This window comes from Nocardiopsis chromatogenes YIM 90109, assembly GCF_000341185.1.
GTDB lineage: Bacteria > Actinomycetota > Actinomycetes > Streptosporangiales > Streptosporangiaceae > Nocardiopsis_A > Nocardiopsis_A chromatogenes.
Window position 1 is genome coordinate 1 of sequence record NZ_ANBH01000234.1, and the last position, 11737, is coordinate 11737.

An 11737-nucleotide genomic window follows, 5' to 3' on the forward strand; every position below is an offset into this window, starting at 1 on the left:
AACGCGGCGGCGGCCAGCAGCGCCCCGCGCCACAGCATCCGCCAGGGGCGGCGGGTGCCGGACAGCCGGGAGAAGACCACCAGGAAGATGAGGGTGTCGGCGGCGACGGCGATGGCCACCGCCAGCAGGCGGGTCGCGGCCACCGCGGCCACCGAGCCGTCCAACTCCACCCAGGCCAGCGCCCAGCGGGTGGCCGCCTGGGAGACGCTGGTGAGCGCCACCGAGGCCAGCAGGGCGGTGCCCAGCACCGCCATCACCGCCGTGTCCTGGAGTTTGGCCAGGACGACGTTGGGCCCGTCGGAGGGGTTCTTCAGCCAGATGCGGTGCAGGGCGGCGCGCAGCTGCCCGACGGCGCCCAGCCCGGCGTAGAGCAGGCCCAGAAGGCCGATCACGGAGGCGCCGGTGCGGGCCTGCGCGATCTGGTCGATGGGCAGCTCCGCCGACAGCCCGGGGAGCAGGTCGTTGATGGCGGTGTCGAGGTAGTCGCGGGCGCCGGGGTCGAACTCGGCGACGTAGCCGACCACGGCGAAGGCCAGGGCGATCAGCGGGAAGAAGGACAGGAAGGCGAAGTAGGTGACCGAGGCGGCCAGGCGGCTGCCGTCCTGGTCGGAGTAGCGCTCGGCGGCCCGCACGATGTGGTCGAACCACGGGTGCCGGCGGCGCAGCCCCCAATAGGCGTCCATGCCGCGCCGCTTCAGGTGCCGCGCCTCGTCCTTGGCCCGCCCGACCGCGCCGCGGACGGTGCCCGTCTCCTCCACGATCGCCGCCTCACCTCCCGGAACGTCCGCAGTGGTGGACCGAGCGTAGCCGGAGCGGCGCGGGGCGCGGAAGCGGGCCACGCGCACGGCACAATGAGGGCACTGTGAAGCTCTTCAGACGCCTCCTGAACGGCCGGGACCGCACGGCCGCAGAACCGGAGTGGCCCGTGGCCGACGACGTCGCCACCGGCGCCCTGGCGGCCGCCTTCGCCGACCTCTACGGAGGCGCCCCGGCGGGCGCGCGGTTCGCCCCCGGGCGCGTCGCCCTCATGGGGGAGCCGGGCGGGGAGGACTCCCCCGTCCTCCTGGCCGCCCTCCCCTGGGGCGTCCACCTCGCCTGGGCGCCCGCCGAGGACGGCGCAGTGGAGCTGCGCCACGCCCGGGACCCGGACACGCCGCTGCCCCTGCCGACCGCCCTGGCCGGGACCGCCGGCCACCGGTCCGCGGGCGCCCGCGTCCTGATCGACACCGACCTGCCCGCCCCGGCCGCCCTGGGCGGACGGGAGGCCCTGGAGGAGGCGCTGCGCCCCGTCCTGGGCGCCGGGGACACCGCCCTGCCCTTCGCCGAGGGCACCGCCCTGCGGCTGGACCGGCGCACCGGGCGCACCCGCGCCTTCCCCTTCGACCTCGAAGCCGCCGGGCTGCGGCTGCTCATCGCCGACACCCGTTCCGCTCCCCCCGTGCCCCTGTCCCGGCGCCGGGCCGAGTGCGCCCGCGCCGCGTCCCGCCTCGGGGTGTCCTCCCTGCGCGAGGTCGAGGACCTGGCGGGGGCCCTGCGGCGGCTGCGCGACCCGGCGCTGCGCAGCCGCGTGCGGCACGCCGTCACCGAGGACAACCGGCTCAGCGCCGTCGCGGGCCTGATGCGGGCCGGGGCGCTCGGCGACATCGGCGCGGTGCTCACCGCCTCCCATCTGTCCGTGCGCGACCATTTCGGGATGTCCGCCCCCGAGCTGGACCTGGCGGTGGAGCGGGCCGTAGGCTCTGGCGCGCGAGGCGCCCGGATGACCGGCGGCTCCGGCGCCTGCGCGGTCGCACTGGTGCCCGCCGAGCGCGCCGGGGCGGTCGCCGAGGCCGTCCGCACCGCACTGGAGGAGCGCTCCCCCCGGATCCGCACCGCCCTCCCGGCCGCGGGCGCCCGCCGGTTGCGGTAGACGCCGGTTGACACGGCCGTAGGGTGAGATCCGTCATACCGGGGCGTGGGGCCGAACCGCACGGCGATCGGCCGCGTCGGTACAGGCGAGAGGCGAACGACGGGAACGGGCGAACTGAACAATGGTCCACGGCCGAGACGACGACTCCCAGCGCACCGGGGTCTTCCGGCGCTCCGGCTCCGGCGGGTACGACGAGATCGAGAAGATGTACCGCCCGGAGCGGCGGTCCTCTTCGGGCTCGGCGAAGGGCGGCGAAGGGCGCAGGCGCAAGGACCTGCCCCCGGGCCGGGTCTACGACGGCACCGGCGCCGCGCGCAAGCGGCGGCAGTCGCGTGAGCAGCGCCGCCGCCGCGCGCTGAGGGTCACCGGCGCGGTGCTGGCCCTGCTGGTCGTGGCGCCGCTGGTGTTCGCCGTCGGGTTCTATGTGTGGGCCAACGGGCGCCTGGTCCGCGTCGAGGCGATGCCGGCCGCCGACGGGCGCCCCGAGGAGCAGCCGGGCACCACCTACATGGTGGTCGGCTCGGACAGCCGCAAGGACCTCAGCGACGACGAGCTCCAGGACCTGCGCACCGGCCGCGCCGAGGGCAAGCGCACCGACACGATCATGGTGGTGTACGTGCCCGAGGACGGGCGCCCCTCCATCATCAGCGTGCCGCGCGACTCCTATGTGGACATCCCCGGCATCGGCCGGAACAAGATCAACGCGGCCTTCTCCGAGGCGCTGGGCGGCGGGCCGAGCACCCTGGTCCAGACCTTCGAGCAGTCCTCCGGGGTGCGCATCGACCACTACGTGGAGATCGGCCTCGGCGGGTTCGTCGACATCGTGGACGCGGTCGGCGGGGTGGAGATGTGCCCCGAGGAGGCGATGGAGGACCCCAAGGCCGGGCTGGACATCGAGGCCGGGTGCCAGGAGATGGACGGCGCGACCGCGCTGGGGTACGTGCGCACCCGCGCCACGGCCCGCGCCGACCTGGACCGCATCCAGCGCCAGCGCGAGTTCTTCAGCGCCCTGATCTCCAAGGCGACCGACACCTCGACGCTGGCCAACCCGTTCCGCTCGGTCCCGCTGGTGCGGGAGGGCACCGAGACCTTCGAGGTGGACGAGGGCGACTCGCTGATGGACCTGGGCGGCATGGCGATGGCGATGCGCGAGGACCCCACGACCACCTCCGTCCCGGTCGGGTCGACGCCCACGCTCGACGTCGGCAGCGTGGTGGTGTGGGACGAGAACGCCTCGGAGACGATGTTCGCGGCGATGCGCCAGGGGCAGGAGATCCCGGAGGAGGTCCTGCGGGACTGAGCCCCGGCCCGCGTCCGGCCCCGGAAAAGGCGAAGGGCCCACCGCCCGGAGGCGGTGGGCCCTTCTGGTGACGTTCCGCACCGCGCGCGCCTACCCCCCAGCGGGCGCACGGCCGGCACGTCGGCCTGCGGTGTCCGGACCGGCCGGTTCCGGCCCCTCCGAACACGTATAACTCTACGCAATGCTCGCAAACTTCGCGAACGGTACGGCTGTGGCCTTCGCCGCACCCCGCACGGGAACCCGGTCCCGGACCCGCGGCTCCATCCTGACAGCGCGGGAGCGCGTGCGCAGGCGGAACGCGCAAGCGGCCCCGCCGGGCTCCCCGGCGGGGCCGCTGGGCGCGCGGCCTCAGGCCAGGCGCTTCTGCAGGTTCTCGTCGAGCGCGGCGAGGAACTGCTCGGTGGTGAGCCACTCCTGGTCGCCGCCGACCAGCAGCGCCAGGTCCTTGGTCATCTGGCCGCCCTCGACGGTGTCGATGACCACGCGCTCCAGCGTGTCGGCGAACTCGGTGACCTTCGGGGTCGAGTCCAGCCTGCCGCGGTGCTCCAGGCCGCGCGTCCAGGCGAAGATGGACGCGATCGGGTTGGTGGAGGTCGGCTTGCCCTGCTGGTGCTGGCGGTAGTGGCGGGTGACCGTGCCGTGCGCGGCCTCGGCCTCGACGGTCCGGCCGTCGGCGGTGCGCAGCACCGAGGTCATCAGGCCCAGCGACCCGAAGCCCTGGGCGACCGTGTCGGACTGCACGTCGCCGTCGTAGTTCTTGCAGGCCCAGACGTAGCCGCCCTCCCACTTGAGCGCGGCGGCGACCATGTCGTCGATCAGCCGGTGCTCGTAGGTCAGGCCGGCGGCCTCGAACTTCTGCTTGAACTCGGTGTCGTAGATCTCCTGGAACACGTCCTTGAACATGCCGTCGTAGGCCTTGAGGATCGTGTTCTTGGTGGACATGTACACCGGGTAGCCGCGGTCCAGGCCGTAGTTGAGGCTGGCGCGCGCGAAGTCCTCGATGGACCTGCGGTAGTTGTACATGCCCATGGCCACGCCGCCGCCCTCGGGGAAGCGCGCGACCTCCATCTCCACGGGCTCGCCGCCCTCGTCGGGCGTGTAGGTGATGGTGACCGTGCCGGGGCCGGGGACCTTGAAGTCGCTGGCCTTGTACTGGTCGCCGTGGGCGTGGCGGCCGATGATGATCGGCTGGGTCCACCCGGGCACCAGGCGCGGGACGTTCTGGCAGATGATCGGCTCACGGAAGACGACGCCGCCCAGGATGTTGCGGATCGTGCCGTTGGGCGAGCGCCACATCTTCTTCAGGTCGAACTCCTCGACCCGGGCCTCGTCCGGGGTGATGGTGGCGCACTTGACGCCGACCCCGTGCTCCTTGATGGCGTTGGCCGCGTCGACGGTGACCTGGTCGTCGGTGCGGTCGCGCTCCTCGATGCCCAGGTCGTAGTACTTCAGGTCGACGTCCAGGTAGGGCAGGATCAGGCGGTCCTTGATGAAGGACCAGATGATCCGGGTCATTTCGTCGCCGTCGAGCTCTACTACGGGGTTCTCAACCTTGATCTTGGCCATGGCTGTGTGGCTGTCCCTTCGTGTCGGCAGGCCGTCGCGCGGCAAAGGGCGTCGCGGTGGCCGGCGGCCGCGCCGAACTCTACGCGATATCTCGATATCAAGCTTATTAGACGCTCAGGAGCTCAGGGCGGGCGCCACCCACGCCAGGACCACCAGCGCCGCGGCCAGCCCCAGCGCGGTGGCGATGTCGAACCAGCGCCCGCGCACGGCCAGCATGCCGACGCGGTCCTCGGGCAGCACGTAGCGCAGCAGCGCCGCCAGCAGCAGCGCCCCGGCGATGATCGCGGGGCCGCGCTTGAAGTAGGCCGCCGCCACCACAACGATGCCCGCCGCCATGGTGGCGAGCACCAGGAAGTAGGGGACCTGGGCGAGCCAGCCGGGCGCCTCCGGGGACGGCGCGTCCTCCCCGGGCCCGGTCGGCCCCTGTCCCTGCTCCTCGGCTGCGACCGCTGCCTCCACCGAATTCCGGCTCACCGATTACCTCACGCTCCAACGCACCGATCGCGGGGACTGCGGCACGGGACGGCGCCCCGAATGGCGCACTCCGGCCAACGGCCGCGGCGGCATGACCGAAACCCGGAGGAGACGTGGGGCCACGGGCGAGCGAACCGTCAATGAACACCCATCGTGACTGGCCACCGCGGAACCAGTCTAGTGAGTCCCCCCACGCGGACGTCCCACGCCGCACCGTATCGGGCCCCGGCCGACGCCGCGCCCCATCGTCCCGATCTCCGGCAATGGGCGTAAACCTGCCGCGATAGGTGTCTAACGGGGGAGTAAGCGCGTAGAACCGACAGGCCCCGGGTAACCAACCAGGAGACGAGTGCCACGGTGAGCGAGGACAGCCCCCCATGAACCCCACTCAGCACGTCAACCGCGCACCGTCCCAACGGCCACGCCCCACAACGGGAGGAAGAACCGTGGACGGGCCCTACATCAGGGTCGAGGAGACCGGGGACGTCTGCCGCGTCACCGCCGAGGTGACCACGGTCGGCCGCGGTGAGGGCGCCGACATCCGCCTCTCCGACCCCAGCGTCTCCCAACTGCACGCCGAACTGGTGCGCCGCGGCCCCTACGTCTACGTCGTCGACCTCGGCCTGTCGCGCAACGGCACCCGGGTCAACGGCCGCCCCATCGCCCGGCGCGTCCTGGAGGAGGGCGACGTCGTCAGCTTCGGGTCGGCCCGCTGCAAGATCGGCGGGCTGCCCCGCGAGGACCTGCACCCCGACGTCGAGCTGCGCCGCGGCGCGGCCCCCGAGCTGACCCGCCGCGAGCTGGACGTCCTCACCTCGCTGTGCCGCCCCGCCCTGTCCGACGAGGCGTTCGTCTCCCCCGCGACCGCCCGCGAGATCGCCGAGGACCTGGTGGTCACCGAGGCGGCGGTCAAGCAGCACCTGCTCCGGCTCTACCAGAAGTTCCGCATCCCCGAGGGGCCCAACCGCCGCACGCGGCTGGCCAACGAGGTCGTCGCCCTGGGCCTGGTGCGCCCCATGCCCGCCGGGGACCGCGAACGCAAGGCGGGCTGAGCCCGCCGGGGCCGGTACGGCGACCGGCCCCGGCTCCCGGTGGACGGCCCTAAGCCGCCGCGCGCTCGGCCGCCTCGACCACGTTGACCAGCAGCATCGCCCGGGTCATCGGGCCCACGCCGCCCGGGTTCGGGGAGACCGACCCGGCCGTGTCCCACACGTCCGGGGCCACGTCCCCGGCGATCCCCTGGTCGGTGCGGCTCACGCCCACGTCCAGCACGGCCGCCCCCGGCTTGACCATGTCGCCGGTGACCAGCCCCGGCTTCCCGGCCGCGGCCACCACCACGTCGGCGCGGCGGGTGTGCGCGGCCAGGTCCCGCGTGCCGGTGTGGCACAGCGTCACCGTCGCGTTCTCGCTGCGCCGGGTCAGCAGCAGCCCCAGCGGGCGGCCCACGGTCACCCCGCGCCCCACGACCACCACCTCGGCGCCGTCCAGCTCCACCCCGTACCGGGTGAGCAGGTCGATGATGCCGCGCGGGGTGCACGGCAGCGGGGCCTGCTCCATCAGCACCAGGCGGCCCAGATTCGCCGGCTGCAGCCCGTCGGCGTCCTTGGCCGGATCGATGAGCCCGAGCACCCGGTTCTCGTCCAGCCCCTTGGGAAGGGGGAGCTGCACGATGTAGCCGGTGCACGCCGGGTCGGCGTTGAGCTCGGCCACGGCCGCCTCCACCTCCGCCTGGGTGGCGGTGGCGGGCAGGTCGCGGCGGATGCTCGCGATGCCCACCTCCGCGCAGTCGCGGTGCTTGCCCGCCACGTAGGAGCGGCTGCCCGGGTCGTCCCCCACCAGGACCGTGCCCAGGCCCGGGTGCACCCCCTTCTCCTTGAGGGCCGCCACCCGCCCGGCGAGCTCCGCCCGGATCTTGGCCGCGGTGGCCTTTCCGTCCAGCACCTGTGCGCTCATGCCGTCGCCTCCGTTCCCCCTCGGGGGGTTCTCAGTGGAAGAAGTGCCGCGTGCCGGTGAAGTACATCGTCACGCCGTGCCGTTCGGCGGCGGCCGCGACCTCGTCGTCGCGCACCGACCCGCCCGGCTGGACGACGGCCCGCACGCCGGCCTCGGCCAGCGCCTCCAAGCCGTCGGGGAAGGGGAAGAAGGCGTCGCTGGCGGCCACCGAGCCGCCCACCCGGTCCTCCCCCGCCCGGGACACCGCCAGCTTCACCGAGTCCACCCGGTTCACCTGGCCCATCCCCACGCCGACCGTGGCCCGGTCGGCGGCCAGCAGGATCGCGTTGGACTTGACCGCGCGCACCGCCCGCCAGGCGAACGCCAGGTCGGCCAGGGCCGCCGCGTCGGCCGGGGCGCCGGTGCGCAGCTCCCAGCCCTCCGGGACGTCGCCGGGGGCGTCCAGCGCGTCCGCCGACTGCAGCAGCAGCCCGCCGCTGATCTGCCGGGCCTCGGCCCGGGCGGCGCGGTCCGGGGCGGCCACCGCCAGCAGCCGCACGTTCTTCTTGCGGGTGAGCAGCTCCAGCGCCCCCTCCTCGAACGCGGGGGCGGCCACCACCTCGGTGAAGATGTCGGCGAGCTGCTCGGCCATGCGGGCGGTCACCGGGCGGTTGACGGCCACCACCCCGCCGAAGGCCGACAGCGGGTCGCAGGCGTGCGCCTTCAGGTGCGCCTCGGCGATGTCGGCGCCCAGCGCGATGCCGCACGGGTTGGCGTGCTTGATGATCGCCGTGCACGGCTCGTCGAAGTCGTAGGCGGCCCGCAGCGCCGCGTCGGCGTCGACGTAGTTGTTGTAGGACATCTCCTTGCCGTGCAGCTGCTCGGCCCCCGCCAGGCCCGGCCCGGCCGGGTCGCCGGTGACGTACAGTGCCGCCCGCTGGTGCGGGTTCTCCCCGTAGCGCAGGGTGGCCGCGCGCTCGTAGGCCGCGGCGTGGAAGTCCGGCCAGCCGGTGTCCCCGGCCGTGTCGTCGGGGGCGTACTCCTCGGCGAACCACCCGGCCACCGCCGCGTCGTAGGCGGCGGTGTGGGCGAAGGCCCGGGCCGCCAGCCGCCTGCGGGCGGCCTCCTCGAACCCGTCGGCGCGCACCGCCTCCAGCACCTCGCCGTAACGGGCCGGGTCGACCACCACGGCCGCGCTCGCGTGGTTCTTGGCGGCCGCCCGCACCATCGACGGGCCGCCGATGTCGATCTTCTCGATGCACTCCTGAGGGGAGGCGCCCGAGGCGACCGTCTCCCGGAAGGGGTAGAGGTTGACCACCACCAGGTCGAAGGGGGCCACCCCCATCTCCTCCAGGGAGGCCCGGTGCTCGGGGCGGCGCCGGTCGGCCAGCAGGCCCGCGTGCACCTTCGGGTGCAGCGTCTTGACCCGCCCGTCCAGGCACTCGGGGAAGCCGGTCACCTCCTCCACCGGCACCACCGGCACCCCGGCCGCGGCCAGGCGGGCCGCCGTCGACCCGGTGGAGACGATCTCCACCCCGGCCTCGGCCAGGCCCGTGCCCAGCTCCTCCAGCCCCGTCTTGTCGTAAACGCTGATCAGCGCGCGCCGAATGGCCTGCCGCGTCACCGGTTCTCCTCCGCTCGTTCGTTGCGGGCCGCACCGGGCCGCACGTGCCGCCCCTCCAGGCTCCAGCCCTCCCGGGCCAGCCGCCCCACCGTCTCCACCAGCAGCCGGGACTCCACCGCCTTGATCCGCGCATGCAGCGACGCCTCGTCGTCGTCGGGCTCGACCCGCACCGCCACCTGGTCGATGATCGGCCCGGTGTCCACTCCCTCGTCGACGAAGTGCACCGTGGACCCGGTGACCCGCACCCCGTGGGCGAGGGCGTCGCGCACGGCGTGCGCGCCCGGGAACGCCGGCAGCAGCGCGGGGTGCAGGTTGACCACCGGAGCCACGTCGATCACCTCGCGGCCCAGGATGCGCATGAAACCGGCCGAGACCACCAGGTCGGGCCGGTAGGAGGCGATGCGCGCGGCCAGGTCCGCGTTCCAGGCGGCGCGCTCGGCGCGGCCCCGGAAGGGTTCGGCGAACACCGGCACCCCGGCCTTCTCGGCCAGCGCCAGCCCCGCCGCGTTCTCTCTGTCCGATCCGACCGCGACGACCGCGGCCCCGTACCCGGGGTCCTCCGCCGCTTCGAGGAGCGCGGCCATATTGCTCCCCGTCCCGGAGATGAGGACGACTACTCGCGCCGACAGTGTGGGGCCTCCTCAGGGGATCGCGGGTCCGCCCCTGCCCGGGGTCGCGTTGGGAACGCGCAGCATCCGGGCACGGGTGTGATGAGGGCGGAACGTGCGGGAGGGCAGCGCGCTCCCGCACGGCCCAACCTTATCCTCCCAGCCCGGAGGCGGAGGGACCGGGGCCGTAAGCGCGCCCCTCCTCCGGTAGCGTCTACACCGGCGCCTCCCCCGAGCCGCCCGACCGAGGAAAGGACCCGCGTTGACCGACCAGTCCCCGCAGCCGCACGCCGACGGTCAGCCTCCCACCGTGGAGAAGGGCGGCCTGTGGGGGGTCTTCCTGTCCGCCGCCGGGCTGATGCTGCCCCCCTTCGGGGTGCTCCTGTCCCTGCTCGGCATCCACCAGGGGCGCAAGGCCCGCCGGGCGGCCCGCGCGAACAGCGGCCACGCCCCGGGGGCGGTGCTGAGCATGGTGCTGGGCTGGATCGGCGTGGTGTTCTCGGCGGCGGCCATCGCCGGGTACATCGTCTTCTGGGACGAGTACACCGCCTACCAGGAGTGCTCGGCCCGCGCGCTGACCGTCAGCACGCAGGAGCAGTGCGACGACGCCTGGCGGTCGGCGGTGTCGGAGCGCGCGGGCATCCCCGAGGACGAGGTTCCCTCCCTCGGCTCCGTCTAGAGGCGGGTCTCAGGGACGGCTGGACTCCTCGACGGGGGCCTCGTCCGGTCCGGCCTCGTAGGTGATGCCGAACAGCTCGTCGGGGTCCTCCTCGTCGGGCCCGGCCGCGGTGCGGCGCTTGCGGAGCCGCGGCAGCCGGGGCATCCGGAACCGGCGGCGGCGCCGGGCCCTCCCGTCCCCCTCGTCCGGCCCCTCGTCCGCGCCCCCGGCCTCCTCCGCCGCGTCCGCGGGCCCGGGCTCCGCGGGCTCGGCCTCCGCGGGCTCGGGCTCTGGCACCCGCTCAGCGGCCGATCTGCGGAAGTGCCGCCAGTTGGCCAGCCAGGCCGCGATCGCCGCCGCCAGGCCCACCTCAAGGGCGGTGATCAGCCCGACCTGCCACGCCGACGGGCCCACGTCGGCCAGCCGGTCGGCCCCGATCGGCCCGCCCGCCATCAGCGACAGCGCGGTGAGCACCAGGCCGGTGGCCACCCCGCACACGAACCCCCACAGCGGCGCCGCCTCCCCCACCACGGTGGGGGCGCTGCGCTGGGTGAGCACCCCGCCCAGCGCACCGGCGGCGAACGGGGCGGCCAGCGCCGCCAGGGAGGCCACCGGGGCCGCGCCGTTGTCCGGCAGCGCCGCCAGCATCGGCAGCGCCGGGAGCGGACCGACCGCCACCCCGGTGGGGGCGACCATGGTGCCGGTGCCCACCGTGAAGCCCGGCCCCACCGCGTAGGCGGTGCCGAACACCACCGCGTTGGGCAGGTAGGCGAGCTGGGCCAGGAAGAGCAGTGTGCCGCCGACCGCGCCCGGGGCCAGCTCGCGGGTGATCCCCGCGGCGTCGCCGAACCCGAACGCCAGCCCGCAGGCGAACAGCACCGTCCCGGCGGCCAGCAGCACCGCGGTGGCGCCGGAGGTCCCGACCAGGAGCGAGCGCGGGCGGTCGGGCATCAGCTCCAGCATCCGGCGCAGCGGGATGCCCTTGTCGCGGAGCTGCTGGCGGAGCACGCCCAGCCCCCCGGCGACGAAGGCCAGCGAGAACCCGGCCACCAGTGCCTGCAGCACGCTGGGGCGGACCACCTCGGTCTGGGCGACCAGCGCGAGCGTGCCCGAGACGGCCGCGTACGGCCCGGCCAGGGCCACGGCGGCGCGGAACATGTGGCGCAGCCGGGGCAGCTCGCTGGTGCGCGCCAGCCAGCGCCCGGCCCGGTACAGCAGCGCACCGGGCAGCACCACCAGGCCCAGCGGCAGCATCATCACCTCGCCGCCGGGGATGCCGAACCCGACCAGGTGGGCCACCAGCCACGCCTGCACGGCGGTGCGCACGACGTCGGCGATCTCCTTGCCGAAGGCGTCGTGCGGGGCGGCCACCCACCCGGCCAGGGTGAGGGTCAGCAGGACGGCCAGGCCGACGCCCGACGCCCAGGCGGCGGCCAGCCCGCCCGCGGTGTACAGCGGGCGGTGGTCGGTCCCGCGTCGGTCGGAGGGTTCCTTGGGCGCGCTCACCCCGCCCATGCTGCCAGCAGAAGCGGCCGGGAACGAGCGCGCCCCGCCCCGGGGTCCCGGGGCGGGGCGGCGCATGCGCCCGTGGGCGCTAGCCGGTGCTAGAAGAGGTCACGCGCGAGCTTGGCCGTCTCGCTGGGGGTCTTGCCGACCTTGACGCCGG

11 protein-coding genes are annotated in these 11737 nt (G+C 74.5%); 4 read left to right on the forward strand and 7 right to left on the reverse strand.

Features of this window, described 5'->3' with window-relative positions:
* Positions 1–845, reverse strand: an 845-nt coding sequence (locus D476_RS0121740; protein WP_239648790.1) for a YihY/virulence factor BrkB family protein, incomplete at its 3' end; no start/stop codon positions are given.
* Between the two features lie 17 nt (positions 846–862).
* Here D476_RS0121740 and D476_RS0121745 point away from each other — a divergent pair.
* Positions 863–1909, forward strand: coding sequence for a hypothetical protein (locus D476_RS0121745; protein ID WP_017626029.1), 1047 nt, complete (start codon positions 863–865; stop codon positions 1907–1909).
* A 121-nt stretch (positions 1910–2030) separates the two neighbouring features.
* Positions 2031–3209 (forward strand): LCP family protein, encoded by a 1179-nt coding sequence (locus D476_RS0121750; RefSeq protein ID WP_017626030.1) that lies wholly within the window; start codon positions 2031–2033, stop codon positions 3207–3209.
* A gap of 348 nt (positions 3210–3557) precedes the next feature.
* Here D476_RS0121750 and D476_RS0121755 read toward each other — a convergent pair whose 3' ends face one another.
* Both D476_RS0121755 and D476_RS0121760 read right to left on the reverse strand, forming a co-directional pair.
* Positions 3558–4775, reverse strand: a complete 1218-nt coding sequence (locus tag D476_RS0121755; protein WP_026123740.1) for an NADP-dependent isocitrate dehydrogenase — start codon at positions 4773–4775, stop codon at positions 3558–3560.
* Between the two features lie 114 nt (positions 4776–4889).
* Positions 4890–5249 (reverse strand): DUF3017 domain-containing protein, encoded by a 360-nt coding sequence (locus D476_RS0121760; RefSeq protein WP_026123741.1) that lies wholly within the window; start codon positions 5247–5249, stop codon positions 4890–4892.
* A gap of 446 nt (positions 5250–5695) precedes the next feature.
* On the opposite strand from D476_RS0121760, the gene D476_RS0121765 reads away from it, so the two are divergent.
* Complete coding sequence (locus D476_RS0121765) at positions 5696–6301, forward strand: FHA domain-containing protein (protein ID WP_017626033.1); 606 nt, start codon at positions 5696–5698, stop codon at positions 6299–6301.
* Positions 6302–6350: 49 nt separating this feature from the next.
* Here the strand turns inward: D476_RS0121765 and D476_RS0121770 are convergent, their stop codons facing one another.
* Genes D476_RS0121770 through purN form a run of 3 tightly spaced genes read right to left on the reverse strand, consistent with a single transcriptional unit; the run spans position 6351 to position 9434 of the window.
* A complete protein-coding gene (locus tag D476_RS0121770; RefSeq protein WP_017626034.1) occupies positions 6351–7202 on the reverse strand; it encodes a bifunctional methylenetetrahydrofolate dehydrogenase/methenyltetrahydrofolate cyclohydrolase in 852 nt (283 codons plus the stop codon).
* A 31-nt stretch (positions 7203–7233) separates the two neighbouring features.
* Positions 7234–8805, reverse strand: a complete 1572-nt coding sequence (gene purH / locus D476_RS0121775) for a bifunctional phosphoribosylaminoimidazolecarboxamide formyltransferase/IMP cyclohydrolase (protein WP_017626035.1) — start codon at positions 8803–8805, stop codon at positions 7234–7236.
* Positions 8802–9434, reverse strand: coding sequence for a phosphoribosylglycinamide formyltransferase (gene purN, locus D476_RS0121780; protein ID WP_083939601.1), 633 nt, complete (start codon positions 9432–9434; stop codon positions 8802–8804). The genes purH and purN overlap by 4 nt, the downstream gene beginning before the upstream one ends.
* A gap of 241 nt (positions 9435–9675) precedes the next feature.
* On the opposite strand from purN, the gene D476_RS0121785 reads away from it, so the two are divergent.
* Positions 9676–10092 (forward strand): hypothetical protein, encoded by a 417-nt coding sequence (locus D476_RS0121785; RefSeq protein WP_017626037.1) that lies wholly within the window; start codon positions 9676–9678, stop codon positions 10090–10092.
* Between the two features lie 9 nt (positions 10093–10101).
* Here D476_RS0121785 and D476_RS0121790 read toward each other — a convergent pair whose 3' ends face one another.
* The gene (locus D476_RS0121790; RefSeq protein WP_017626038.1) at positions 10102–11586 is read right to left on the reverse strand and encodes a cell division protein PerM; all 1485 of its coding nucleotides are present in this window, start codon (positions 11584–11586) and stop codon (positions 10102–10104) included.
* Positions 11587–11737 lie beyond the last annotated feature (151 nt).